The following is a 24,669-nucleotide window of genomic DNA, read 5'->3' as shown; positions in this document are numbered from 1 at the left end:
GGACGGCGCATGCATCGAGTCGCATGCGGTTGTGCGTCAAGGATAAGAAACCGCGCTAAATCAGGCAAATCGATTAAAAATAGTCAGTTGGATAAACTGGACTGATAATACTGCGGCGCAGACATTCCAAAAGGAAAATTCAAATCCCGGCCAGATGCCGGACCAGCGCCTTTTCCGGCCGCGGCATCGCGTTCAGATCGCGCATGCAGATCAGCAACTGGCGCGCGGCCCAGCTATCGGTCATCTCGATCGTGCGGATGCCGGGCGTGCCGCGATAGCGCTTCGCCGCCGTGGCCGGCACGATACCGACGCCCGCGCCTTGTTCGACCATGCAGCAGATGGCGTCGAACGTCCGCACGTGGGTGCGGAAGCTGAGCGGCTGGCCGGCCAGCAGCGCGCGCTCGCCGAGGTAGGCCTGTAACGCGCTGTCCGCGCTCAGCCCGATGAATTCCCGATCCGCCACTTCCGCGAGCGTCGTGCGCCGGAGTGCGGCGAGCGCATCGTCGCGGCTCGTGATCAGCACCAGTTTGTCGATGGCGAAGGGGAAGGTCTGCAACGCGCCGTGTTCGACCGCATCGGAGATGATGCCGATTTCAGCCGCGCCGGTCAGCACCGCCTTGACCGTTTCGCTGCTTTGGCGCTCCTTCAGGTCGATCTGCACGTTGGGGTGATCGCGCAGAAACAGGCCGATCGCGGAGGGCAGGAACTCGGTGATGCCCGCCGTGTTGGTCCACAGCCGTATGCAGGCTTTGCGGCCTTCCTGATGCTCGCCCAGTTCGCCCTGCATGCGTTCGATTTGCCCAAGCACGAGCCGCGCGTGATGCGCGAGCGTGTCACCGGTCGGCGTGGATTCGACGCCGCGGCGGCCGCGTTCGAGCAGCGGCATGCCGAGCGCGTCTTCCATGCCGCGCAACCGCGCGCTCGCCGACGGCAGCGACATATTCGCGCTCGCGGCGCCGTGGGTGATGCTGCCGGTTTCGAGGATATGCAGAAACAGGCGGAGGTCGATGAGGTCGAAGCGCATGGAAGACGGATCGTTATGTGGAAGCCGGTGGGATTAGCAAGGGTCACAGCCTTAGCCCCAGCCTAAGTCACAGTAAGTATCTTACGCATTGTGGCCGGCCTTGCGGCGATTGAAAATTGCCGACATCACTTCAATAACGACATTCCGATGATCTCTTCGTTTGCGATGCGCATGGGCGTGGTCGTCGCGACTTTCCTGGTCGCCGGCTTCGTCAAGGGGGCGACCGGCATGGGACTGCCGACCGTCGCCATGGGCGTGCTCGGCACGCTGATGCTGCCGGCGCAGGCCGCCGCGATGCTGCTCTTGCCGTCGTTCGTGACGAACGTCTGGCAACTATTCGCGGGACCGAGCGTGCGGGCGCTGCTCAAACGTTTGTGGCCGATGATGCTGGGCATCGTCGCCGGGACGGTCGCGGCCGCGTCGTTCATTGCGGGCGGGGGCGGCGAATGGGCCGTGGTCGGACTCGGCGCCGCGTTGACGCTCTACGCCGTGGCCGGTTTGCTGGCGTGGCGCTTTTCAGTGCCGGCGCGGCACGAGCGCTGGCTGTCGCCGGCGATCGGCGCGGTGACGGGCGTCGTCACCGGCGGCACTGGCGTGTTTGTCGTGCCGGCGGTACCGTATTTGCAAGGGCTGGCTTTGAAGAAAGAGGATCTGGTGCAGGCGCTCGGTTTGTCGTTCACGGTGTCGACCATCGCACTGGCGATCGGCCTCACCAGAGAGCACGCGTTTGCCGCCGGCGATCTGGGCGAGTCGCTATTCGCCGTGGTCCCGGCACTGCTCGGCATGTGGATCGGACAGCGCGTGCGCGGACGCATCAGCGCGGAAACCTTCAGACGCTGGTTCTTTATCTGTCTGCTCGGACTGGGTATTCAATTAATGGCACGAGCATTCGTTTAATCAGGCAATGGTGAAACGAATGTGGAAGGAGCGATATCGTGTGGCACGTTATTCTGGATACACTCGGCGCGCTGGCGGTGCTGGCTAGTGTGGCCGCGCAAATCATGTTGCTGCGTAAGTGCTGAATTCATTGCGTGGTAAGCCGCGTCATCGGCATTGACGGAGCCGTTCCTGGTAGAACGACTCCGTTGCCACGTCAGAACGGTTTGGTCGGCAGATACTTTCCGTCGAGCGTGATCACGGCACGCTGACCGCCTTCCGGATCGTCGACTTTCTTGATGTCGAGCTTGAAGTTGATCGCGCTGATGATGCCGTCGCCGAACTGCTCGTGAACCAGTGCCTTCAGCGTCGAACCGTAGATCTGCACCATTTCGTAGAACCGATAGATGGTCGGATCGGTCGGCACGCCGCCCGGAATGCTGCCGCGTAACGGGATGGTTTGCAGCAGGCGCACCGCGTCTTCGCCGAGTTCGAGTTTGTCGGCCACGACCTTCGCGGCGTTTGCCGGCAGCGGATGCTGGCCGAGCAGGGCGGCGGTGACGAATGCGATACTCAACCCGGTGCCTTCGTTGATCTGCTCGAACGTCAGATTCTTGCGAACCTTCGCGTCGATGATCGCGTCGGTCAGTGCTTCACGCGGGGCCTGGCTGTATTGGGATTGCGTCATGATGAATTTCCTCGGAGTTAAGTAAAGTCAGGCCGCGACGTCGAGTCGAGCCGGGGTGGCACATGCATGCGGATGATCCGCGAGAGAAACGAAGCGGTTCGTCGAACCGTCGAGCGCATCGATCGAGCCGGTTTCGATGTCGTACACCCAGCCATGCAGCGCGAGATGTCCCTGTTCGAGGGCGAGCCGCACGGAAGGATGAGTCTTGATGTTCGCGAGTTGCGCGATCACGTTTTCGCGGACCATCGAGTCGACCCGGTCGCGTTCGCTCTTGTGCTCACGCGCCTCGTTGACGACTTTCGCGGAGTCCGCGTAATGCAGCCAGTTGCGCACGGCGGGCATATGGTCCATGCATTTGCAGGTCGCGATGGCCGTCATCGCGCCGCAATCGGAATGACCGCAGATCACCACATCGGTGACGCCGAGCGCGGCGACTGCGTACTCGACCGTGGCGGTCACGCCGCCCGGCTCCGGACCATACGACGGCACGATGTTGCCCGCGTTACGGATCACGAACAGATCACCTGGTTCGCGCTGCGTGACGAGTTCCGGCACTAGCCGGCTGTCTGAGCACGAAATGAACAAGGTGCGCGGGTTCTGGCTCGTGGCCAGCTTCCTGAACAGCTCGGAGCGCTGCGGAAAGGCGTCGCGCTGAAACTTCAGGAAGCCGTCGATGATGTCTTGCATGTTTCGCTCCATCAGGTTGTTCGTGGGGAATCGATGGACGAAGAATGCGCCGATCAAGCTATAGCGTCCAAGACCGGTTTATTATTCTCTCGATAAGAAACACCAATAGTTCGAGAGGACATCATGCTACTCAGGCACATCCGTTACTTTCTTGCTGTCGCTGAGCACCGCAATTTCACGCGCGCGGCCGAGGCGCTGCACGTGTCGCAGCCGACGCTGTCGCAACAGATCCGGCAACTGGAAGATACGTTGCGGGTGCAATTGCTCGACCGGTCCGGCCGCACGATCCAGCTGACCGATGCCGGCACTGCCTATGTGCACTACGCTCAGCGCGCGCTGCAGGACCTCGAGGCGGGCAAGCGGGCGATTCACGACGTCCAGGAGTTGAGCCGCGGTTCGCTGCGTCTCGCGATGACGCCGACCTTCACCGCCTACCTGATCGGCCCGCTTCTGGAGAAGTACAACCGCCGCTATCCGAACATCACGCTGAACATCCTCGAAATGCCGCAGGACCGGATGGAGGCGTTGCTGAACGAAGATGCGCTCGACGTCGGCATTGCATTCGACGAGACGCACACGCCGGACATCGAGACGCAAACACTATTCGTCGAAGCGCTGGCGATGGTGGTCGGCAAGTTGCATCCGTATGCAAAGCGGCGCTCGGCGTTGAAGCTGAGCCAGTTCGAAAGCGAAGCGCTCGTACTGCTCAATGCGGAGTTTGCGACGCGCCAATACATCGATCGATATTGCAGACAGCACGGCATTTCGCCGCGCATCGCAATGGAGGTGAATTCGATTGGCGCGGTCATCGAGATCGTGCGCCGCAGTGCGCTCGCCACGCTCCTGCCGGCCGCGATTGCACGCGGACATAGCGAGCTGTGTCTTGTGCAGTTGGAGCCGGCGCTGCCGCAGCGTACGGCTGCGCTGCTATTGCGGAAAGGCGCGTATCGGAACGCGGCAACGCGGGCTTTCATCGAACTCGCGCTCGAAGAGCGTGCGGCTGACACGGGCGGGCGGCGCACAAAGACTGTTTTATGAAAACGCCGACGCTTTGAACCGCCTACACTGACAGGGGAAGCGCTGTTCGGTCTTATGTGCGCGCTTACTCGTGATTTCCCATTCGCTCTGGCGGGTGACACCGTCGCTCGTATCAAGCCTTCGGGCTATCCGCGTCACCTGTCTTCCGATTGTTCGGTTCAACCGACGTATCTATTCGCCTTCAGCCGCTTTATCCGCGCGGCCGACGTGCCTACATTGTCACCAGTGTCAGCGCCAGTGAGTTTCCACCGCGGGCCGCGAATCTTCGCGACAGCGTCGGCGCCAATCCCATCTATAGGAATCGATCATGAGCAAGCTCACAGGTAAAGTTGCAGTCGTAACCGGTGCATCGAAAGGTATCGGCGCGGCGATCGCCAAGGCATTGGCCGCGCAAGGCGCTTCAGTGGTGGTGAACTATTCGTCGAGCAAGGCCGGCGCGGAGAGCGTGGTCGAGGCGATTACCGCTGCCGGCGGCAAGGCCGTGGCCGTTGCAGGCGACGTGTCCAAAGCGGCGGACGCGCAAGGCATCATCGATACGGCGGTGGAAACGTATGGCCGTCTCGACATTCTCGTCAACAACTCGGGCGTCTATGAATTCGCGCCGATCGAAGAGATCACCGAAGAGCATTTCCATAAGCACTTCAACGTGAACGTGCTGGGTCTGCTATTGACCACGCAGGCAGCGGTCAAGCATCTCGGCGAAGGCGCAAGCATCGTCAACGTCAGTTCGGTGGTGAGCCGCATCACGCCGCCGGGCAGCGCGGTCTATACCGCCACCAAGGGCGCCGTCGACGGCATCACGGGCGTGCTTGCACGTGAGCTTGGACCGCGCAAGATTCGCGTCAATTCGGTGAATCCGGGCATGGTCGCAACCGAAGGCACGCATACCGCGGGCATCCTCGGCTCCGACTTCGAAACGTGGGCCGTCAGCACGACGCCGCTCGGCCGTATCGGTCAGCCGGACGATATCGCCGATGTGGTCGCCTTCCTTGCTTCCGACGATGCACGCTGGCTGACTGGCGAAAGCCTGATCGCGAGTGGCGGCTCGCGTTAAGCGGTTTGGTGTGAAGGGATGAGGCGTGGCCCAATGGCGTCACGCCACATCGCGCCAGGTTGCGGAATTAGGAAGAAAGCCGCCCGCAGGCATTGCCTGCGGGCGGCTTTTCGTTACAGACCGCCGGGGTGGCGGGAGCGGGCCTCCCGTTTCATCGCGCCGGAGCAGCGGTAAGGGGCTTCCCGTTGCATCCGATCAGAGCAGCGAGAGTTTGACCTGGCGGTTCATCCCGCCGGCGCAGCCGCAGCCGGCTTCACCAACTCCACCGCGAACAACGCGTCCAGCAGATTCGACCCCGGCCGCTCGGCGAGCCGCGTCAGCGATTCGATCATCTGCACCCGACAATCCTGTAGCGGAATCATCCTGATCCGCCGCGATTCGTTGAATTCGGCGCGCGCGATTACCCCAACACCCATACCTTGCGCGACTGCTTCTTCGAGCGCCTCGCGGCCGTCCACGTACATGACCGGTTCCACCTGCAGCGACTCGCGCACCAGTTCGATTTCGAGCAATTGCTGAGTGACGGATTGCGACTCGCGGAAAATCATCGGCTGCCGCACCAGTTCGGCGTAGCTCAGCTTGCGTTTCTTCGCCACGGGATAGCTCGCCGGCACCATCGCCACCAGCGGATCGCGCCGCAACACGCGCGCCTCCAGCCGGCTGTGCACTTGCGGTGCGGCGGTAATGGCCGCGTCGACGGCGCTGGAGAGCACGCGCTGCATGCAGTCCGCGGCGTTGGCGATCGACAGCGTCACGACGATGCCCGGATGCAGCTTGCGAAACGCGCTGATCAGCGCGACCGCCAGGTCGGGCGCGTCCGCGGCCAGCGACAGCGAGCCGGATTCGAGCCCGCCCGCCGATTCGAGCAGTTGCCGCGCGTCGCGCTCGCAACTGAGCATCTGCCGCGTCACACTGAAGAGGCGCAGGCCGAGTTCGGTGGTCTCGACGCCGCGCGGCCCGCGTTCGAACAGTTTGACGCCGTAATCCTGCTCCAGTCGGCGCACGTGATCCGACACGGCCGGCTGCGTGAGCGAGAGCGCCTGCGCCGCTTTGGAGAACCCGCCATGTTCCGCGACCGCATGAAACGCCCGCAATTGCGCGTATTGCACGTGTGCCTCGCTAGCCTATAAGTTATTGCGATACCTGCATCGATTATATCGATTTTACCGATGCCACGCGTTTCTGTACTGTGTGAGTCACCAAACCAGCGATATCGGAGATTCCGAACATGGACAGCGTGATCGACCGTTCCCCCGCCGTGAACGCCGCAGGACCTTCCACCGTGACGTGCGCGGCGCCGGCCAAAGGCGAGCCGTATCTGTTGACGCCTGGGCCGCTCACGACGGCGTTCTCGACCAAGGAAGCGATGCTGCGCGACTGGGGTTCGTGGGACGGCGATTTCCGCGCGATGACCGCGCTGCTGCGGAGCAGCTTGCTGGAGATCGCCGGCGACACCGCGGGCGACTACGACTGCGTGCCGCTTCAAGGCAGCGGTAGCTATTGCGTCGAAGCGATGCTCGGCAGTCTGATTCCGCGCGACGGCCACGCGCTCGTGCTGGCCAACGGCGCGTACGGCAAGCGCATTGCGACCACGCTCGGTTATCTCGGCCGCGCCTGCACGGTGCTCGACAAGGGCGACTACCTGCCGCCGCGCGGTGCCGAAGTCGAACGCATGCTGGACGCCGATCCGCGCATCACACACGTGGTTGCCGTGCATTGCGAAACCAGCTCGGGGATTCTCAACCCGATCGAGGAAATCGCCGCCGCCACCGCGAAGAAGGGCCGCAAGCTGTTGATCGATTCGATGAGCGCCTTCGGCGCGGTGCCGCTCGACGTGCGCGAGATTGTCTGCGAGGCCTTCGTGTCGTCGGCGAATAAATGTATCGAGGGCGTGCCGGGTTTCGGGTTCGTGATTGCCCGCAAGAGTGCGTTGCAGGAAGCGAAGGGCCGCAGTCACTCGCTCGCGCTCGACGTCCATGATCAATGGGACGTGATGAACCGTACCGGCCAGTGGCGTTTCACGCCGCCCACGCACACCGTGGCCGCGTTTATCGAAGCGCTGCGTCTCTTCAAGCTCGAAGGCGGACAGGCCGGACGTCTCGCGCGCTACGCGAACAATCGCGACGTGCTGGTGGCCGGCATGCACGAACTCGGCTTCGAGCCGCTGCTGAACGCGCGCTGGCGCTCGCCGATCATCGTGACGTTCTTCGCGCCGGCGCATCAGTCGTTCAGGTTCGAGCGCTTCTATGAATTGATGAAGCAGCAGGGTTTCATCATCTATCCGGGCAAATTGACGGTGGTGGACAGCTTCCGTATCGGCTGCATCGGCCAGGTGGATGAGCACGTGATGCGCCGCGTCGTGGCGGCGTGCGGCAACGCGCTCAGGACGATGGGCGTCGAGCACGCCGCCCCGCCGGCGGCGGCGATCGAAGAACGCAAGAGATTGGCCGACGCGGCCTGAAGCACATAGCTTGGGCACACCGCGTCAGCTTTGGAAATTCCTCAGGATCGAAGTAAATGAAACACGTAAAAGCAGTGATTTTCGATTGGGCCGGCACCGTGGTCGACTATGGTTCGCTGGCGCCGATGGGCGCCTTCGTCGAGACATTCGAGCAGTTCGGCGTGGCGATCACGATCGATGAAGCACGCGGCCCGATGGGCATGGCCAAGCGTCCGCATATCGCGGCGCTGATGGCGTTGCCGCGCGTCGCGCAGGCTTGGGCCGACAAGTACGGCCACGCGCCGGGCGAAGCGGATATCGACGCCGTGTACGACGTGTTCGTGCCGAAGAACATCGCCGTGGCGGCGAGCTACAGCTCGGTGATTCCCGGCGTGGCCGACGTGGCGAGCGCGCTGCGCGGCGACGACATCCGGATCGGCACGACCACCGGCTATACGCGCGAAATCATGGCCGAGATCGTGCCGGGCGCGGCGGCGCAGGGGTTCTCGCCGGACAGCATCGTGTGCACCGGCGATACACCCGAAGGGCGGCCGTCGCCGTACATGATCTACAAGACATTGCCGGAACTGGGCGTCTGGCGCGCGAAGGATGCGATCAAGGTCGACGACACCGAAGTCGGCATCGAAGAGGGCATCAACGGCGGCACGTGGGCGGTCGGCGTCGCGGTGAGCGGCAATGCTTTCGGCATGGCCGAAGACGACGTCAAGGCGCTGGCGCCCGATGAGTTCGCATGGCGTCGCAAGGCCGCGATCGAGAAACTCCAGGCGGCGGGCGCGCATTATGTGATCGACAGCGTCGCGGATCTGATGCCGGTGGTGTATGACATCGACGCGCGGTTGGCGCGAGGCGAGCGGCCTTGATCGGGTGAGGGGCGGGAGAGGCCTCTCTATCCCTGCAGAATTATTCGAAAAACCCCACCGCCAGATCGATAAATTCCCGGATCTTGCGCGGCACGAACTCCCGGCTTGGGTACACGAGCGACACCGCCACATCGCCATTGAGCACGGCGTGATCCTCGAGAATCCGCACCAGCGTGCCCGCGCGCAATTCATCGTCGACCATCTCGAGCGGCAGCAGCGCAATACCCATCGCGCCGAGCGCCGCCTGTTTCTGCATGATCATGCTGTTGACCGTGAATGACGCATCGAGCGCGATGCTGTCTTCGCCGCCGTCGCCGTTGTCGAACACCCAGGTCTGCGGACTCGTGTCGAGCGGCGCGGTGATTACGCGATGCCGCGCGAGATCGGCGGGCGTTTTCGGATGACCGGCCTGCGCGAGATAAGCAGCCGACGCCACCGGCACCGCGTGCGAGTTGATCAGGCGGCGCACCACCAGCGACTCCGAGCGGATCATATGCTCGGTCACGATTCCCACGTCGAAACCGCCTTCGAGCAGATCGACGCGTTTCTCTGTCAGCGTGACGCGCAGATTCACATGCGGAAACTTGGCCTGATACTCCGCGAACAGCGGCGTAAGGCGAAATAGCGAAAAGCTGCCCAGCGCCACGATGCGCAAATCGCCCACGACCTCTTTCGACGCGGTGGTTGCGCGCGATTCGACTTCTTCGAGTTCGGCCATCAGGAGGCGGCAGCCGTCGGCATACTCGGCGCCGGCTTCGGTCAGCACCACCTTACGCGTGGTGCGCTGGAACAGGCGAATGCCGAGATGCTTTTCAAGGCTCGACACGTGGCGCGTGACCACCGAGGTCGAGACGCCGAGTTGCTCCGCGGCCTGCGCGAAGCTGCCCGCGTCGGCGACCTTGACGAACGCCTGCATGGCCTGAAAGAGATTGATCATGTGAATGCGAAATACGTTGTAGCGGGTGACGTGGCGCGAGCGCGCAGCTTTGCCACCGTCGTGTTCAATTCAGGGGTTCGGAAGCCGCGCCATGGCGTGCGACGATTTGGCCGTTGGCCACCACGAGCTTGCGCGGCGGCCGCGCGACGAGCGCATGCGCGAGCGTGTCGGCGTCCACCAGCACGAGGTCGGCGCGCGCGCCGGCGTGCAGGCCGTAGTCCGTGAACCCGCAGGCATGCGCGGCCGTGCTGCTCACGCAGTCGAAGGCGAGGGCGAGATCGTCGTCACGGCGCAGGCCGTAGCGCATCGCGATCAGCATCGCGCGTTCGAGCATGTCCGGCGAGCCGTAAGGCGTCCACGTATCGCGAATGCCGTCGTTGCCGCCGAATAGCGTGACGCCTTTTTCAAGGCAGGTTTTGAGCGGCGGCACCGGCGTCGAGGAGGGCGCGGTGGTCAGCAGCGCAACGCGCAGATCGGCGAGGCGGTCGAGCAACGCATCGCGTTCGCGCTCGGGCAGCGCGCCAAGGCAGAACGCATGACTGACCACCACCTGGCCTTGCATGCCGAGCGCGGCGACGCGATCGAGCAGCAGGCCGAGCGTGAATGCGCCGATCTCGCCGGGCTCGTGCAGGTGAATATCGATCGGCTTGTGATGGCGCTCCGCGAGTCCGAATGTGACGTCCAGCGAGGCAACCGGATCGCCGTCGATCAGTGCCGGATCGAGCGCGCCGAGCACATCGGCGCCAGCGCTCAGCGCGCCGTCGAGCAACGCATCCGTGCCTGCGCGGCCGAGCAGCCCCGATTGCGGAAACGCGACGATCTGCAGGTCGAGCACGTCGCGCAGCGCGTCACGCGTGGCGAGCACGCCTTCGAGGTGATGCAGACCCGCATCCGTGTCGATATCGACGTGCGTGCGCAGGCGCGTCGTGCCTGCCTGCAGAAACGCGCGCGCAAGGGCGAGCGACTGCGCGCCCGCGTCATGGCCGCTCTCGGCGCGCCAGCGTCGTTCGTTTTCGATGCGGTCGGTCAGCTTCGGCCCGACCTCGTTGCGATACCAGCGCATGCCCCAGTTGCTCTTGTCCAGATGCGTATGGCCTTCGACGAAACCGGGCAGCAGCAACGCGCCCGCGCCGTCCTCGAGCGTCACGCCGGGCTCGCGCGGCAGGCCCGCGCCGGTTGCCGCGCTGATTTGCACGATACAGCCGTCGGCGATCGAGACATCGACATGGGCGCCGTCGGCGAGGCGGACGTCGGTGATGAGCAAAGCGCTCGTCGGGCGGTGTTGGGCGGTTGTCGTCATGAGAACAGGTCGGCGGCGTCGCACGCGTGGCAAAGCGCGGTGAGCGCGTGTGCAATTGTCTGTTGAAAAGGATGCGCTGCCTGTTTATTGAGCAAACGCAGGCGGCGCGTGACCGGCGGGTGAATTGTACTTCCTGGCGCCACGCCTCGATCCGCGCCGCCACGCGTGGCTTGCGCGCCGACAAGCTTCACGGCTGCTCAAGTTTCGCGTGATTGTGCCGTTGACACGAGCTAATTACATTCTGGAACCCAGCCGTGCAACTCGCCTTCAGTAACGACCGTCTGTCCAGCCGCATGCAGTTCGATTCGTCCGCCGCCGGCGAACCCGAGGTGGAGTCGTCGGTTATCGAATGGCTGTTGCACGACGATCAGGTGATGCGCGAATGCTTCACCCACGCGGCGGAAATTCTCAAGAGCGTGACCGGCGCGGCGATCACCGCGATCACGCTGCTCGACGAGGAGTACCAGCACTATCGCGCCGAGGTCGGCATGGCGATGCCGCTCGTCACGCGGGCCCGCTCGCTCGCCGACTATGCGGTGCGCGACGAGGAACTGTTCGTCATCGAGGATGCGCACGACGACGCGCGTTTCGGCGAATGCATGCTGGTGCAGCGGCATCCGTTCGTGCGTTTTTATGCGGCGATTGCGCTGCGCGCGCCCAATGGCGAGATCGTCGGCGCGTTGTGCGCGATGGATCCGTCGCCCGGCCGGCTCGACGCGGGGCAGCGCGGCGTGTTCTACCACTTGCGCGCGATGATCGAGAACGATCTGAAGATGCGCACGGCCACCGCGATCGATCCGTTGACGCAGTTGTACAACCGCCGTTTCCTGCTGGAGAGCATCACGCGCCGCTGGAAAGAAGCACAGGACGGCGACGTGATGGGTTCGGTCGTGGTCGACGTGGATTGGTTCAAGCAATACAACGACACCTACGGCCACCAGGCGGGCGATCAGTGCCTGCGCAAAGTGGCCTCGGTGATGCAGGCCGCGGCCGATGGCGAGCGCATCATCGTCGGGCGCATGGGCGGCGAGGAGTTCGGCCTGCTGGTGTTGCAAGCGGAGCACGCAGCGCTCGAAGACACGCTCGACACGCTGCGCCAGGGCGTGGAGGATCTGGCGATCGAGCATCGCGCATCGCCGCTCGGCAGGGTGACGGTGAGCGTGGGCGCATCGTTGACGCGCATCAGCGAGTTTTCACGGCCGGCGCATCGCGAAGGTTTCGCGAGCGCGGATCGCGCGCTGTATCGATCGAAACATGGCGGTCGAAATCAGGTGACGATGGCGTAGCGCGCCTCCGCGTTCAGGCAGTCTCAAGCTCCGCGTAGAGTTGGCTGACCCAGTCGGCGAACACGCGCAGTTTGGTGCTGTAACGGCGGCTCGGCGGATAGGCAAGATAAACCTGCAGCGGGTCCGGCCGCCAGTCCGTGAGAATCGGCACGAGGTCGCCGCGCTCCACGGCCGGCCGCACCATGAAATCCAGCGTATGAACGATGCCGAGTCCCGCCAGCGCGGTGGCCAGGTGCGCATTGCTCTCGCTCACCATCACCGTATTGCGAACCTTGTCGAGCACGATACGCTCGCCGTCCTTGAGGAAATGCAAGGGCTGCGCGAGTCCGCTGCTCGCGGAAAAATAGCCGGCAACCGCATGCCGATCATCGACGATCTCGCGCGGATGTAACGGGGTGCCATGTTCGGCCAGATACGCCGGACTCGCGCACGTGGTCCAACGCAGCGTGCCGATGACGTGCGTCACCAGGTTGGGGTCGTCCGCCGTGCTGCGAATTGCGCAGTCGATGTTCTCCGCGATCAGATCGGCGGTCCGGTCTGTCACACTCAAGCGCATCTGAATGTCTGGATAACGCGCGCAGAACCCGGGTAGCGCGGGAATCAGGATGCCGCTCGCGGTCGAGCCGCCGCTGTCGACCCGCAACACGCCGCGCGGATTCGCGCGGTCGCGGCCCAAGGTCGCCTCGATATCGTCGAGTTCAATCTTCGAGCGACTTGACCCACTTGCTGACCGTCGCGTTGGGCATCTGCAGCGACTGCGCCGCCCGGCTGAACCCGCCGGTTTCCACCACGCGCGCAAAGATGCGGATGGCCTGCAAATGATCCATGCCGACTCCATTTCGCGATGATTATCCACATATGTGGATAAAGAAGTCACAGAATACCTATTTATCTCTATGTGTGCATGAAATAAGCTGGTCGTCATGGTCAACCGACCTCACACACATTGGAGCAGATCATGAACACGTCCACACTCGACAACGTCAATCCCCGCAAACACGCCGGCAAGATCGTGCTGGTGACCGGCGGCAGCAGCGGCATCGGCTTCGCCGCTGCAGCGCGATTCGCTCAGGAAGGCGCGACCGTCTACATCACCGGCCGGCGTCAAGTCGAACTCGACGACGCAGTGGAGCGCATCGGCCACGGCGCCACCGCGATTCGCGCGGACATCTCGTCAGCCGCCGACCTCGACCGCATGTTCAGCACGGTGCAGGCCGCCCATGACCGGCTCGACATTCTGTTCGCGAACGCGGGCGGCGGCGAGTTTTCGCCACTCGGCGCGATCACCGAGGCGCAGTTCGACAAGTACTTCGGCATCAACGTCAAAGGCACGTTGTTCACGGTGCAGAAAGCCTTGCCGTTGATGCGTCCAGGCAGCGCGATCGTCGTCACGGGGTCGATCGCCGGAAGCAAGGGCATGCCGGCCTTCGGTGTGTATGCGGCGACCAAGGCCGCGCTGCGTTCGTTCGCGCGCACGTGGGCAACCGATCTGAAGGGCCGCGGGATTCGCGTCAACGTGGTGGCGCCCGGCGTGGTGGTGACGCCGGCCTACAAATCCGAACTGGGAATGAACGACGAGCAGATCGCCGCCTTCACCCAGCAGGCCAGCGAAACGACGCCGCTTGGCCGCGTGGGCGTTCCGGACGAGATCGCCAAGGCCGTCTCGTTCCTGGCTTCCGACGACGCGAGCTACATCACGGGTATAGAAATGGCTGTCGACGGTGGCATGGCGCAGGTGTAGTACTACCAAACAATCGTCGAGTCTTCATACGAAAAGGCCGGTTTTTCCGGCCTTTTTTGCATGGGAAGTGCTACAGCGCCGCGGCGCATTCAGCAAAACATCCCGATACTCATCGAGCGAATGGGTGGCGTATATCCGGCGTGCGTCTGCATAGCTTTCATCCGTCACGCATAAGGTTCTCTTAAGCTTCAACTGTTCAGATAGAAGGAGAGGGTTGCTTCAGGCCAGAGCATAAGAACGCTTGGCCTCGCCAGCGGAAGAGAGCCGCTGGTTGTCCACGCAACGAAAAAACAGCCGAGAAAAACAACGATGAGTAACGGACGAAAATCCGCTCGAGAGGCAGAGAAGACGCTCTGCAGATCCACCTACATGATGGAGTTGGCGCGCGGCAGTTCGTACATTGCCAGCACGTTGACGCCGGCGACGCAACAGGCCGCCATCGCTGAAGTCCTGAACGGATTTCGCGAGCAGCACGGCACCGACACACTGCTCATCTTCCGCGATCTGCTCGCGGAGAGTCTCAGGAATCGCAGGGACAAGCTTGCGGCGGAGGCGGTGCTGAATTTCAAACTGCCCTAGTCGCGCCGGCCTCAGCTCGCGATCAGCTTCAGTCCCGCCGGCAGCGACTCGCCGAATACGCGGCCTTCGTCGGCGTTATCGAGTTCGACGCTCTCGCTTACCATGGTGATCCACGCGCGCGGCGCGTTGGCCGCTTCAAGGCGGCGCACTACCGCGAGACGCAAGTCTTCGGGCAAGTCGCGCGAGCGGTCGCCGGTCATGCGAGCGATCTGCACGGCGGCAAACGCGGCGGGATCGACCTTCTTCCAGTCGAGCGCGAGGATGGCGTTAAGCCATGCTCCGGCAATCTCCGGCGGCACGACGCTATGCGCGCTGCCGTAGAACGGCCGCCGCGCACCGATACGGCCGACCGCCCACCAGCTTTGATGGTTTTCAGCGGGTTTCCTCAGACGCGTCAGCACCGACTCGCCGAGCTCGATCTTGCGTTCGACGGGAATCCGTTCGAGCGATGCGCTCAGCCGAACCATGTCGGTGAAGCCGGTTTTCGCCACATCGAACGGCAGCTTGTGACGCGATTGCGCGGCGCCTTGCAGATACGCCATCGCGTCGAGTACACGCAGTTGCGCGCTCTCGTCGAGGCCGCCGGCGGCGCGGCGCCAGAGTGTCCACCATTCCGACCAGACCTGGCTTTCGTTGACGTACTGGATGCCGTCGTCGAACAGCGACCAGAGTTGTTCGACGCGCCATTCGTCGAGTGGATAGCCGAAGCCAGGCCGCACGCAATAGCCGGCCAGATTCAGCCAGAGGCGCTCGTGATCCACCGAGCGGCGCCGGCGGCGCGCGCGTTCCCACAGCGCACCGAACAGTTCGCGCAGCAACGCGCTGTTCCAGCTTTCGCGCGGGCCCAGCAATTGTTCGAGCTGCGAGCGCAGGCGTTTGACTTCTTTCGGATCGACCTTCTGCGCGCGCGAGCCGAAGCATCGGTCGATGTGGTCGATCGCCTGGTCGAGCGCCGGATGACGTACCGATGCGGCATCGTCGGTCAGGTTCACTTGCGCGTCTTCACGGCGCAACTGGAATTCGAGCAGCCAGCGCTGCGCGGGATTGTCGAGTTCGATGCAGTGGACGTCGAGCGTGCCCACCTCGGTCAGTGACGTCGCGATCTGCACCGCGGTCTCGCGCGTGTTGCTCGCGCCGCGCGGCTGCACGATGGTCGCGATCGGCGGCAAGCGGACGAAGTCGCCGCCGGCGAGATCGATCAGTTCGCCGGGTCGATACACCGTATCCGCGCTCGACGACACGAGGTGAAACCGCACCGGATGCCCGAGGCGCAGCGCGAAGGTGCGATCCGCGATCAGAATCTCGTGGCCTTCTTCCGTGCCGCGCGGCAGCAGGCAGATGCCGCGTGGCACGGGTTCGGCATCGGGCTTGCCGTCACCGGCTTCGTCGAGCACAAGGAAATAGCTGCGCGGCGAGCCGCCGCCGATTTTCGGCGCGTTGCCCGCGCGCGCGAGCGAATAGGCGACCGCGCCGCGCGCGACGGCCACGTCGGGGTTGTCGTTGTGCAGCACGTTGAGCGCTTCGCCGCGCCATGTGCCCAAGGTGCTGGCCAGACGCCGCGTGAGCGCTTCGGCCCGAAACACGCCGCCGTTTAGCAGAAGCGTGTCCGGCACGGGCAACGCGTCTTCGTCCGGTGAGCGGGAGGACTCGGCGCCTAGCGCTTTACGCGACTGCGCCGCGAAGCGGCTCAGGAACGCCGCGATATGACGCGTGACTGCGGCATCGGTCGCATAGGGCAAGCCGAATTCGACGATCGCGCCACGCGGTCTGCCGGGCCGTTCATTCGACGCCACCTCCGGAAAGAAGCCGTCGACGATGATCCGCTCGACCTCTTCGCGCGTGACCTGCGCCGTGCGCGCGCCACCGATCAGCTTCGAGCCCGCACCGAGCAGTGTGATCGACGTGGAGTCGGGCGCCTGCGCGCCGAGCAGTTGTTCCTTGGCGTTGCGGCAACGCTCGACCAGTTGCGACAGGCTCGCCGCCGACAAACGCGTGCGTTCGCCTGCCTGGTTCGTGCCCGGCAGCCGTGCTTCCACCAGATGCGCGAGCGCCAGATCCATGTTGTCGCCGCCGAGCATCAGATGATTGCCCACGCCGATGCGCGTGAGTTGCGGTTCGCCGTCGCGCAGGCCGACTTCGATCAGCGTGAGGTCGGTGGTGCCGCCGCCCACGTCGCAGATCAGGACGAGACGAGTGTCCGCGAGCTCGCTTGCCAGCCGCTCGCGATGATGAAACAGCCAGTCGTAGAAGGCTGCTTGCGGCTCTTCCAGCAGCTTCAGAGTGTGCAGGCCGGCCATGCGGGCCGCTTCCACGGTCAACGCTCGCGCGCCTTCATCGAAAGACGCCGGCACCGTGAGCACCACGTCCTGGCGTTCGAGCGGCGCGTCCGGAAAACGCTGGTTCCAGGCGGCGCGCACGTGCGCCAGGTAGCTCGCGCTGGCTTCGACCGGTGAGACTTTGCGGACGTCGTCGGCGGCGCCCCACGGCAGGATCGGCGCGGTGCGATCCACGGACGCATGCGAGAGCCAGCTCTTCGCGCTCGACACCAGCCGGCCGGGCACCTGAGCGCCCAGCACACGCGCAAGCCGTCCGATCACGACCGGCTGCCTATCCGCTTGCGCGCCGCTCTGATCCGCACCGGACCACGGCAATTGCAGATCGCCGGGGTTCAGTTCGCCTTGCGCCGCCTGATAGCGCACCGAGGGCAGAAGCGGCCGCGCGGCCACTTCGCCGGGACTCACCAACTGCTCGATCTCGAAGACGCGGATCGACTGCGATCCCGCCTCCGCATAGGCGAGCACCGTGTTGCTGGTGCCGAGATCGATACCGACGCTGTACCGCTTCATCTCATTCATGCATTCGCGTTGCCGCGCACGTCGAACTCGACCTTCCAGCGCTCATCGGTGCCGCGCGGCACGGCTTCGAGTTCGAGCGTGCCCGCTTCGGTGACGCGCGCATGCAGCTTCACCGGCACGACTTCACCGGCGTTGCGGCCGGAGGCGGGCAGCGTCGCCTGAATCTCTTCAAGCTCCTGCAATTCCTCGGGACCCCAGAAGTCGAGTAGCGTGCCGACCTGATCCTGACGGCGCACCGACGACCCGAAGAAGCGGAAGTGCACCGGCTCGCCGACCACCAGTCCGAATTCCTGCGCGGGCAGTTCGGCCTCGGTGCCTTCCTCCATGCCGAACGGCGCGACGCACAGCGCCTGAATCGGCGGTTCGAGACCGGGCACGGCGGGCATCGCCGATTCGATCGCGATGTAGTACGCGCGCGCCGTGCCGCCGCGAATCCGCACGCCGCGGCCGCGTCGCACATAGCCGTAATAGGCCGCGCCGCGCGCGACGGCGAGGTCGAGATCGGCGCCTTCGAGCAGCCGCGCCGGCGCCGCGCTTTCCGCGGCGAGCCAGTTGTTCAGCGTGCTCATGATGCGTTCGACCAGCAGGGGCGACTTGAACACGCCGCCGTTGAACAGCACCGCCGTGGGATGCAGGAAGCTCGCATTCTCCGCAGCCGCAATGCCGCTCGTTCCCGCCAGTTCAGCGAGCGCGCCCACTTGACGGCCGAGGAACGCCGCCAGATGGCGCGTGATGCCCGCGTCCTGCGCATACGGCAGGCCGAGTTGCGTCAGACCGGCGCGCGCGCGGCTCACCGGACGCGCGGCGCTGTCCACCTGCGGGAAGAAGCCTTCGAGGATCGTCTGGGTCAATTCGGCGCGCGTCAGCTCGGTGCGGATCGAGCCGCCGATCAGCTTCGAGCCGCGGCTCGGCACGACGAGCGGCACGGTATCGGTGGCCGGATCGCTGAGCAGCGTTTCCTTGGCCGCGCGGCACGCGTAGGTGAGGGCGCGCAGTTGCCACGCATCGGCCTGCGTGCCTGCCGCGGCCAGCTTGCGCGCGACCACGTGCGCGAGCGCGAGGTCCATGTTGTCGCCGCCGAGCAGAATGTGTTCGCCGACCGCGACGCGATGCAGTTCGAGATTGCCTTCGCGCTCGATCACGGCGATCAGCGAGAGATCGGTCGTGCCGCCGCCCACGTCCACCACGAGGATGATGTCGCCGATCTTGACCTGCTTGCGCCAGTCGCCGCCGCTCTTCTGGATCCAGCTATACAGCGCGGCCTGCGGTTCTTCGAGCAGGGTCATGCGGCCGAAGCCCGCGGCCTCGGCGGCTTCGGCAGTCAGCTCGCGCGCGGCCGGATCGAACGACGCGGGGATCGTCACCGTAATGTCCTGCTCGCCGAACGGCGCGTCGGGATGCGCGTGGTCCCAGGCTTCGCGCAAGTGCGTCAGATAACGCACCGAGCTTTCGAGCGGCGAGACGCGCGCGACTTCGGGCGGCGCGTCGTTGGGTAGAATCGCCGCGCGCCGGTCGACGCCCGGATGGCACAGCCAGCTCTTCGCGCTCGACACGAGGCGGATCGGCGTGGCCGCGCCGCGACTGCGGGCGAACTCGCCGACCGCGAATTCGCGTTGACCGGTCCACGGCAGATAAAGGTCGCCCGAGGCGAGTTCGTCCGGATGCGGCAGATAGAGGAACGAGGGCAGCAGATCGAGGTTGTCGATCGCGCCGGGGCCCGTGAGTTGCGCGATCGGCAGCACGCCTTGCGAGGTCTTTTCGCCGTCGCTGGTGCTGGTGTCCACGTAGGACAGCGCGCAGTGCGTGGTGCCGAGGTCGATGCCGATGGCGTAGCGTGATTGGCGTGTGTCGCTCATAGCTCCACCTCGGCCGGTGCGATCACCTTGGCGTTGTGGCTGTCCGCGAGCTTCGGCAGACGCACTTCGTCGACGCGCCAGCCGCGATGGCTGATGCTGCCGTTGAACGGCGCGCGGCCGACGACATTGCCGGTCAGGCGAATCGAGGCCGCGTCGAAACCTTCGGCCAGCGTGACGCGGCTGCCTTCGGCTTCGTCGCGTACCGGGCGGATCGTGAAGTGCTCGCGCAGCGTCGCGCGGCAACCGTCGTGCACGAGGCGCGCGGCCGCGCCGATATCGGCGTCGCTATAGCTCTTGATGTCTTCCTCGACGAAATCGATGAAGCGCGCGTCGCGTTGCAGCAGACCGAGCAGTTGCAGCGCGGCGTCGGGGCTTGCTTCCTTCAGCACGGGCGCGGGTTGCGGTGCGGGTGCGGGCGCGGGCGCGGGCGCCGGCGTGGGCGCGGCGCTGGCGGCAACGCCGCCATCGCGCAGACGCAAGACCCCGGCGGCGAATTCGCCATCGCCGAGAATGCGGAAGAACGTGCCCACGGCCAGGGAAATCCTGCCGAGGAAGGACGGGTTCGAATCGGTCATAAATGCTCCTGAGGTGCTCTGTTAAAGGACGAGCTGTCCTGGCTGCGCCGCACGCAGCCGGTCGCCGGAGCCCCGTTGGGCTTGAGCGGGCCGTCGTCGTGCGAGTTTGCGAAGGCCGGCGGCGTGCGTGCCGCCGGCGTCTGATTCATCGGGATGCGCGGCGCGGTTTGGCGCGCGCAAAACCCGTATTTTGCCTTGTAGCGAGCCCGAAGCGGACAAAGGCGGCCATTCTAGCGGGCAATGCGGCGAGATTGGCGGCTTGTCACGGGCGTGTGGTGCGCATTTCCGTGCGGCTCGTTCGCGCGATGTTCACGCGTCGTTCACGCGTTGTGCGGGTCGAATTCAGCCACGACCTGGTCGATGAACGCACGCAATTTCGGCGTGACGCGGCTGGCGGGAAACACCAGATGCATCGGCCGCGCGGTCGCTTCGTAGCCGCTCAGCAGGCGCATTAGGCGGGCCGCCGCGAGTTCGTCCTTCACGGCCACTTCGGGGGCGAGGATCACGCCGCCGCCGTTGAGCGCGGCGGCCAGCAGCGCCTTCACGTCATTGGCCTCGAAGCGGCCGGCAATCGGCACCACGTGCTCGCCTTGCGCATCGGCGAAACGCCATTCGGTGGCGGCCGGCATGCTCGTATAGACGAAGCTCAGACACTCGTGCGCCGTCAGTTCCTGCGGCGTGCGCGGTTCGCCGCGTTCCGCAAGATAGCCCGGCGACGCGCACGCGACCAACCGGTAAGGCATCAACGGCCGCGCGATCAGAGACGAATCCGACAGCGCGCCGAGGCGAATCGCGGCCTCGTAACCCTCGTCGATCAGATCGACGAAGCGGTCCGTCAGCGTCAACTCGACCCGCACCTCGGGATGCGCTTTCAGATAGCGCGTGATCATCGGCGCGAGACAGCAGGCGCCGAACGTGACGGGCGCGGTAATGCGCAGCCGTCCGCGCGGCGACGCCGACAGTTCCTGAGCGACCGACTCGGCCGCCGCGGCGTCGGCCAGCAGCGCCTTGCAGCGCTCGTAGAAGATCTGGCCGATTTCGGTGAGGCTCTGGCGGCGCGTGGTGCGGTTGAGCAATCTTGCGCCGACGCGCTCTTCGAGCGTGCTCACGTGCTTGCCGGCCATCTGCGACGAGATGCCGAATGCGAGCGCCGCCGCGGCGAACGAGCCGCTGTCGGCCGTTTTGACGAAGATCGCCATGCTGGTCAGTCGATCCATGATTCCCCATTCCTGCTTTCGACAGTCGTCGAATTGCACGTATTTATCCCGTTTGAGTTTTGAATCATAGTGGTTCTCACCGGCGAGCGTGGGCTCGACGGAGCGATCCTCGGACCTGCATGGAGTGTGAAACATGAAGATAGGCATTCTCGGCGCCGGCTTTATCGGCCGCGCGATGGCGACTTTGGCGAAGCAGAACGGTCACGAAGTCATGATCAGCAATTCCCGCGATCCGCGGACCCTGATCAGCACGGCTGCGGCGCTCGGCTGCGCGCTCGGCACGGCGCAGGAGGCGGCGAGGTTCGGCGAAGTCGTGGTGGTCGCCGTGCCGTTCAGCAGCATCGACGCGCTGCCGGCGGCGGCGCTCGACGGCAAGATCGTGATCGACACTTGCAATCATTATCCCGAGCGCGACGGCCAGATCGAGGCGCTCGACAGCCATGCCACGACCACCAGCCAGATGCTCGCCGCCGCCTTGCCTGGCACTCGCGTGGTAAAGGCCTTCAACGCGATTCTGGCGAGGGACCTCGAAACCGATGGCTCAGCGCCGCATACGCCGAAGCGCCGTGCGCTGCCGTTTGCCGGTGACGATGAATCGGCCAAACGCGTCGTGAGCGAACTGCTGGATCAGTTCGGTTTCGATCCCGTCGATGCTGGCGCGCTGGCGGACAGTTGGCGCTTCGAGCGCGCCAAGCCGGTGTATTGCATTCCGCTCGAACGCGCCGGCATGCTGGAAGGATTGGCCGCGGCACAGCGGGATGTGGAGTTGCCGCATGGGTCGTGGCGGCATTGATTGCCGTTGTCGCCGATTGCTTTGGAAACTGAGGAATCGGTGCTGATTGCGGCGCGCAGATCATGAACCGTGTAGCTGGCCTCCTGCGCGTCGTCGTAGGCCTTGCGCGCCCGGCGTTGCTCGTCGCTGATGTGGCGGACACAACGACGCCTTGATTCGTTTTCCGGCTTTACGCTGCCGTTCTCTGGAGCCGCTTTCATGCGGCGCTCGCATTGAGTCAGTGGTTGGCCGAATCGTTCAGCGGCATTGCCGAGTTAGGCGGCTATACGTTTTCGAGTGAAGGCATGACGGAAGACACGCCCGAGAATGTCCCGGCTGGGGACATTCTCAGTAAAACTGACCGTCGCGACTCAACGCGCCGGATTGACAGCGGACGCAGCATCGGGCCTCATCCCGCGAGGAACGGGTGTCTGACTCTTTTGGTGCGAGGGCGGTGTTACCGGCGAGCCCTGAATGAAGACATGCTGCGGCAATGCGGTTGTGTCCGTGTTAAGCAGGATGATGTCGGCAAGCGTCGTGTTCGTAATCATGCTGGTGGTGGCAGGATCGAAACCCAGGTTGAGCCAGAAGAAACGATCCCCAGCGCGCAACGCGGAAAACTGGTCGCCGATGATTCTTTGAAACGTTGGCCCGACAACCGCGTTGGGCGCATGCGCTTCCGCGAGTCCGCCAATGAAAAGGTCGACTTGATCGATGGTGCCATAGACAGTCTTTAAATGGGTTTGCAGCGCAGGATCGCTGGTCAATGCATCGAATGATCGATAAGGGGCGAGGCCTAACGCGATGCGGACCTGGTTCAGGCTGCCAACTCCCAGATCACGTTCGCGCTGGATGTCGATTGCTATCAGATCGATCAGGTCGACGCCGCCGCCCACGAGGCTGGCAGCCAGCAGATTGCGCAACGTCGCAACCACGTAGACGTCCGTTGCTTGCGCGAAATCCAGACTCAGCGAGCGCAGGAGGGGATCGGTCCCGTTCGCAATGTCGAGTTGAGGTGAATTGAAGAACGCCTGACTGAGCCCTTCACTGAAGGTGGTGACGCCAGCGTTGTCCACGCCCTCCTGGGTGTCCGAGATCTGCGAATGACCGACGCGGAACGCGGCAGCAGAAAATTCCTGGGAGATCTGCGCGTTTTGGGACGAGTCATACCCCTTGTACGGGCCGAGCACGGGGCCGATCAGCGCAGGTAAATATTCGGAATACACGATGTTCTCGTACTCGGCGGTGGTGATGGCGCGCGCCATGTTGTACAACTGGTCGCCTGACCAGGCCGGCTGTTGGGTTTTCAGCTGACTCACCCACCTATTGTGCTCGCGCATGAAAAGCGTCGTGGTCGCTGTGAGTTCGGGATTCTCCATCACTCGCGGATCACCACTTTCAAAGACCCCGGCGACAATCGGAAGCGAGTGTCCGTCGGGCGATGATTTCAACGTGCCGTCCGCATTGCGCAAGCCATCGGCCATCTCCTGGGTCGAGCCGTACAGTTGTGACAGGTCAAGATATCCTGCAACGGTGTTGACGATGGTATTGGTCGCCGGATTGCGGACCGCGCGGGTCATGGAAATGACGGTACCGGCGGTCACGTCCGGATCATTCGCAGGAATGGTGATGTTGATCGCGTCGGTCGTGAGCGGCGCAGCTTCGAGACCGAGATCGTGATCGACAAATTGTCCCCACACATAAAGCCATGCGGAGGCAACAGGATCGGTGGTCTGGCCATTTTGTCCCTGAGCGCCAGTGCCGCCCGAGATTGCGTTCGAGATAGTCCGGGGATTCGGGCCGCCTATCAGGCCGTTGACCGTGCCAGGCGCGAAGTTCAACGGGGCCAGTTTCAATTCCGGACTGCCTGGCGTGGCGTTGAAGTTGGGATTGGCGAGATTATTGCCAGTGCCGCCAATTGGTCGAAATGATTGCAGCAGCGTAATCGGATGAACTGCGGAGGGCGCGCCGTGATTGTCGGCGAAAACCCTTGCTGGAAGTGCAGCGGCGGCGATTATAAATGCCGAACACCCCACCCGCATATATCGATGGATGCGCAATGTAATTCTCCTCGTTGTCTATAATCGATCGACAGGACTAATCCGCCCGCGCTTTCTGGAGGCGGGGCATGGGTCGATCGTCGTTGACGCGTTGCGGATGGACGGCGCAAAGGCGTAAGGCACGATGCAACGAAGAAGAGTGAAGTTCAATAACAAATAATATTACGATCGACGCGCTTGATTTGGTTTGACTATGTGAACTGAATACAGCGATTTGTATGATTTGACTACCGCATGTTTCTATCGGGATCAGCGCGCGTGAAGGCGGAATAAACTTACTTGGTTGCAACCCATTTGTTTTAACTTACCGATCGCTGATTTCCGATAGGAATATCTAAAATATATTTTTTCGGGTGAAAATCAGGTCATCTTTTCCGATAATCGATAGCAATGGAAACTCGAAACCAGAAGACCTATGACTTGAATGACCTTATGGACAATGGAACGGACGATCGAGCGTTTAAGCGAATGGCGCTGGTGGGTCGATGAGGGAAGTTCGTCGTGGGAGCGGGTACGGCGACTTGCGGCCATTGGTCTGTTCTTTCACACAGACATTTCAACGTCGGCTCCGCCCAGGCAATGGACCTTCGAGGGGGAGAAGTCGCGAAAGCGCTTTTGAAAGATGACGAACGCCAACGCCGGCGCATGGATCAGAACCGGAAGTCACGGGCGACGTTTTCGCATGAGGATGCGGGTGTAACCGACGAACGTCGCGATCCATCGAGGCCAGCAACTGTATTAGCAAAGGAATTAGCGTGGCAAGCGACCCCAGTGCCGCCATCACGCTGGAATATTTAGCCCTT

At 63.7% G+C, this 24,669-nt stretch carries 22 protein-coding genes; 9 read left to right on the top strand and 13 right to left on the bottom strand.

The features are described 5' to 3' along the window. Nucleotides 1-139: 139 nt before the first annotated feature. The gene (locus HF916_RS39380) at nucleotides 140-1,024 is read right to left on the bottom strand and encodes a LysR family transcriptional regulator (protein ID WP_168794119.1); all 885 of its coding nucleotides are present in this window, start codon (nucleotides 1,022-1,024) and stop codon (nucleotides 140-142) included. Between the two features lie 147 nt (nucleotides 1,025-1,171). On the opposite strand from HF916_RS39380, the gene HF916_RS39375 reads away from it, so the two are divergent. Then, the gene (locus HF916_RS39375; RefSeq protein WP_240975695.1) at nucleotides 1,172-1,921 is read left to right on the top strand and encodes a sulfite exporter TauE/SafE family protein; all 750 of its coding nucleotides are present in this window, start codon (nucleotides 1,172-1,174) and stop codon (nucleotides 1,919-1,921) included. Between the two features lie 196 nt (nucleotides 1,922-2,117). On the opposite strand, the gene cynS is transcribed toward HF916_RS39375, so the two are convergent. Continuing rightward, nucleotides 2,118-2,588 carry a cyanase gene (gene cynS / locus HF916_RS39370; RefSeq protein WP_168794118.1) on the bottom strand — a complete coding sequence of 157 codons (471 nt, stop codon included), beginning with the start codon at nucleotides 2,586-2,588 and terminating at the stop codon, nucleotides 2,118-2,120. Nucleotides 2,589-2,615: 27 nt separating this feature from the next. Next, nucleotides 2,616-3,275 (bottom strand): carbonic anhydrase, encoded by a 660-nt coding sequence (locus tag HF916_RS39365; RefSeq protein WP_168794117.1) that lies wholly within the window; start codon nucleotides 3,273-3,275, stop codon nucleotides 2,616-2,618. A 123-nt stretch (nucleotides 3,276-3,398) separates the two neighbouring features. Here HF916_RS39365 and cynR point away from each other — a divergent pair, with 123 nt between their 5' ends. Beyond that, a complete protein-coding gene (gene cynR, locus HF916_RS39360; RefSeq protein WP_168794116.1) occupies nucleotides 3,399-4,313 on the top strand; it encodes a transcriptional regulator CynR in 915 nt (304 codons plus the stop codon). 307 nt (nucleotides 4,314-4,620) lie between these two features. Beyond that, on the top strand, nucleotides 4,621-5,367 hold the full coding sequence (locus HF916_RS39355; protein WP_168794115.1) for a glucose 1-dehydrogenase: 747 nt from the start codon (nucleotides 4,621-4,623) through the stop codon (nucleotides 5,365-5,367). 224 nt (nucleotides 5,368-5,591) lie between these two features. Here the strand turns inward: HF916_RS39355 and HF916_RS39350 are convergent, their stop codons facing one another. Next, nucleotides 5,592-6,476 (bottom strand): LysR substrate-binding domain-containing protein, encoded by an 885-nt coding sequence (locus tag HF916_RS39350; RefSeq protein WP_168794114.1) that lies wholly within the window; start codon nucleotides 6,474-6,476, stop codon nucleotides 5,592-5,594. 119 nt (nucleotides 6,477-6,595) lie between these two features. Between HF916_RS39350 and HF916_RS39345 the strand changes: the two genes are divergently transcribed. Next, nucleotides 6,596-7,828 (top strand): 2-aminoethylphosphonate--pyruvate transaminase, encoded by a 1,233-nt coding sequence (locus tag HF916_RS39345; RefSeq protein ID WP_206001963.1) that lies wholly within the window; start codon nucleotides 6,596-6,598, stop codon nucleotides 7,826-7,828. A 56-nt stretch (nucleotides 7,829-7,884) separates the two neighbouring features. Further along, nucleotides 7,885-8,688, top strand: a complete 804-nt coding sequence (gene phnX / locus HF916_RS39340) for a phosphonoacetaldehyde hydrolase (protein WP_168794113.1) — start codon at nucleotides 7,885-7,887, stop codon at nucleotides 8,686-8,688. A 40-nt stretch (nucleotides 8,689-8,728) separates the two neighbouring features. Here phnX and HF916_RS39335 read toward each other — a convergent pair whose 3' ends face one another. Together HF916_RS39335 and HF916_RS39330 are read right to left on the bottom strand one after the other, a co-directional pair. After that, complete coding sequence (locus HF916_RS39335) at nucleotides 8,729-9,625, bottom strand: LysR family transcriptional regulator (RefSeq protein WP_168794112.1); 897 nt, start codon at nucleotides 9,623-9,625, stop codon at nucleotides 8,729-8,731. A 64-nt stretch (nucleotides 9,626-9,689) separates the two neighbouring features. Beyond that, nucleotides 9,690-10,925: an amidohydrolase family protein gene (locus tag HF916_RS39330; RefSeq protein WP_168794111.1), complete on the bottom strand. Its 1,236-nt coding sequence runs from the start codon at nucleotides 10,923-10,925 to the stop codon at nucleotides 9,690-9,692. Nucleotides 10,926-11,179: 254 nt separating this feature from the next. Between HF916_RS39330 and HF916_RS39325 the strand changes: the two genes are divergently transcribed. Further along, on the top strand, nucleotides 11,180-12,211 hold the full coding sequence (locus HF916_RS39325; protein ID WP_240975694.1) for a sensor domain-containing diguanylate cyclase: 1,032 nt from the start codon (nucleotides 11,180-11,182) through the stop codon (nucleotides 12,209-12,211). A gap of 13 nt (nucleotides 12,212-12,224) precedes the next feature. Here the strand turns inward: HF916_RS39325 and HF916_RS39320 are convergent, their stop codons facing one another. Together HF916_RS39320 and HF916_RS51220 are read right to left on the bottom strand one after the other, a co-directional pair. After that, on the bottom strand, nucleotides 12,225-12,887 hold the full coding sequence (locus HF916_RS39320; protein ID WP_240975693.1) for a LysR substrate-binding domain-containing protein: 663 nt from the start codon (nucleotides 12,885-12,887) through the stop codon (nucleotides 12,225-12,227). A gap of 22 nt (nucleotides 12,888-12,909) precedes the next feature. Continuing rightward, on the bottom strand, nucleotides 12,910-13,038 hold the full coding sequence (locus tag HF916_RS51220) for a helix-turn-helix domain-containing protein (protein ID WP_240975692.1): 129 nt from the start codon (nucleotides 13,036-13,038) through the stop codon (nucleotides 12,910-12,912). Nucleotides 13,039-13,169: 131 nt separating this feature from the next. On the opposite strand from HF916_RS51220, the gene HF916_RS39315 reads away from it, so the two are divergent. Further along, nucleotides 13,170-13,952 carry a glucose 1-dehydrogenase gene (locus tag HF916_RS39315; RefSeq protein WP_168794110.1) on the top strand — a complete coding sequence of 261 codons (783 nt, stop codon included), beginning with the start codon at nucleotides 13,170-13,172 and terminating at the stop codon, nucleotides 13,950-13,952. Nucleotides 13,953-14,261: 309 nt separating this feature from the next. Continuing rightward, nucleotides 14,262-14,531: a hypothetical protein gene (locus HF916_RS39310; RefSeq protein WP_240975691.1), complete on the top strand. Its 270-nt coding sequence runs from the start codon at nucleotides 14,262-14,264 to the stop codon at nucleotides 14,529-14,531. Nucleotides 14,532-14,542: 11 nt separating this feature from the next. Here the strand turns inward: HF916_RS39310 and HF916_RS39305 are convergent, their stop codons facing one another. The 4 genes from HF916_RS39305 to HF916_RS39290 form a co-directional block, all read right to left on the bottom strand. Beyond that, the gene (locus HF916_RS39305; protein ID WP_206001962.1) at nucleotides 14,543-17,386 is read right to left on the bottom strand and encodes an Hsp70 family protein; all 2,844 of its coding nucleotides are present in this window, start codon (nucleotides 17,384-17,386) and stop codon (nucleotides 14,543-14,545) included. After that, on the bottom strand, nucleotides 17,383-19,242 hold the full coding sequence (locus tag HF916_RS39300) for an Hsp70 family protein (protein ID WP_168794109.1): 1,860 nt from the start codon (nucleotides 19,240-19,242) through the stop codon (nucleotides 17,383-17,385). Before HF916_RS39300 ends, HF916_RS39305 begins: the two co-directional genes overlap by 4 nt. Next, nucleotides 19,239-19,817 (bottom strand): DUF2760 domain-containing protein, encoded by a 579-nt coding sequence (locus HF916_RS39295; RefSeq protein ID WP_168794108.1) that lies wholly within the window; start codon nucleotides 19,815-19,817, stop codon nucleotides 19,239-19,241. The genes HF916_RS39300 and HF916_RS39295 overlap by 4 nt, the downstream gene beginning before the upstream one ends. Nucleotides 19,818-20,137: 320 nt before the next feature. Continuing rightward, nucleotides 20,138-21,034, bottom strand: coding sequence for a LysR family transcriptional regulator (locus HF916_RS39290; RefSeq protein ID WP_168794107.1), 897 nt, complete (start codon nucleotides 21,032-21,034; stop codon nucleotides 20,138-20,140). A gap of 133 nt (nucleotides 21,035-21,167) precedes the next feature. Between HF916_RS39290 and HF916_RS39285 the strand changes: the two genes are divergently transcribed. Continuing rightward, nucleotides 21,168-21,827 carry an NADPH-dependent F420 reductase gene (locus tag HF916_RS39285; protein WP_168794106.1) on the top strand — a complete coding sequence of 220 codons (660 nt, stop codon included), beginning with the start codon at nucleotides 21,168-21,170 and terminating at the stop codon, nucleotides 21,825-21,827. 350 nt (nucleotides 21,828-22,177) lie between these two features. Here the strand turns inward: HF916_RS39285 and HF916_RS39280 are convergent, their stop codons facing one another. Next, nucleotides 22,178-23,866 carry a peroxidase family protein gene (locus HF916_RS39280; protein ID WP_168794105.1) on the bottom strand — a complete coding sequence of 563 codons (1,689 nt, stop codon included), beginning with the start codon at nucleotides 23,864-23,866 and terminating at the stop codon, nucleotides 22,178-22,180. Between the last annotated feature and the right edge of the window lie 803 nt (nucleotides 23,867-24,669).

Source organism: Paraburkholderia aromaticivorans (assembly GCF_012689525.1).
In the GTDB taxonomy this organism is placed as follows: Bacteria; Pseudomonadota; Gammaproteobacteria; order Burkholderiales; family Burkholderiaceae; genus Paraburkholderia; species Paraburkholderia aromaticivorans_A.
The sequence above is the reverse complement of the archived record's forward strand: the minus strand, read 5'-3'. Positions and strand labels throughout refer to the sequence as shown.

Coding starts and splice junctions, on each gene's coding strand:
- cynS (WP_168794118.1), bottom strand. CDS start 2,588: ATGACGCAATCCCAATACAGCCAGGCCCCGCGTGAAGCACTGACCGAC.
- HF916_RS39285 (WP_168794106.1), top strand. CDS start 21,168: ATGAAGATAGGCATTCTCGGCGCCGGCTTTATCGGCCGCGCGATGGCG.
- HF916_RS39305 (WP_206001962.1), bottom strand. CDS start 17,386: ATGAATGAGATGAAGCGGTACAGCGTCGGTATCGATCTCGGCACCAGC.
- HF916_RS51220 (WP_240975692.1), bottom strand. CDS start 13,038: ATGGATCATTTGCAGGCCATCCGCATCTTTGCGCGCGTGGTGGAAACC.
- HF916_RS39310 (WP_240975691.1), top strand. CDS start 14,262: ATGAGTAACGGACGAAAATCCGCTCGAGAGGCAGAGAAGACGCTCTGC.
- HF916_RS39315 (WP_168794110.1), top strand. CDS start 13,170: ATGAACACGTCCACACTCGACAACGTCAATCCCCGCAAACACGCCGGC.
- HF916_RS39295 (WP_168794108.1), bottom strand. CDS start 19,817: ATGACCGATTCGAACCCGTCCTTCCTCGGCAGGATTTCCCTGGCCGTG.
- HF916_RS39375 (WP_240975695.1), top strand. CDS start 1,172: ATGATCTCTTCGTTTGCGATGCGCATGGGCGTGGTCGTCGCGACTTTC.
- HF916_RS39335 (WP_168794112.1), bottom strand. CDS start 9,625: ATGATCAATCTCTTTCAGGCCATGCAGGCGTTCGTCAAGGTCGCCGAC.
- HF916_RS39365 (WP_168794117.1), bottom strand. CDS start 3,275: ATGCAAGACATCATCGACGGCTTCCTGAAGTTTCAGCGCGACGCCTTT.
- HF916_RS39355 (WP_168794115.1), top strand. CDS start 4,621: ATGAGCAAGCTCACAGGTAAAGTTGCAGTCGTAACCGGTGCATCGAAA.
- phnX (WP_168794113.1), top strand. CDS start 7,885: ATGAAACACGTAAAAGCAGTGATTTTCGATTGGGCCGGCACCGTGGTC.
- HF916_RS39345 (WP_206001963.1), top strand. CDS start 6,596: ATGGACAGCGTGATCGACCGTTCCCCCGCCGTGAACGCCGCAGGACCT.
- cynR (WP_168794116.1), top strand. CDS start 3,399: ATGCTACTCAGGCACATCCGTTACTTTCTTGCTGTCGCTGAGCACCGC.
- HF916_RS39290 (WP_168794107.1), bottom strand. CDS start 21,034: ATGGATCGACTGACCAGCATGGCGATCTTCGTCAAAACGGCCGACAGC.
- HF916_RS39330 (WP_168794111.1), bottom strand. CDS start 10,925: ATGACGACAACCGCCCAACACCGCCCGACGAGCGCTTTGCTCATCACC.
- HF916_RS39380 (WP_168794119.1), bottom strand. CDS start 1,024: ATGCGCTTCGACCTCATCGACCTCCGCCTGTTTCTGCATATCCTCGAA.
- HF916_RS39300 (WP_168794109.1), bottom strand. CDS start 19,242: ATGAGCGACACACGCCAATCACGCTACGCCATCGGCATCGACCTCGGC.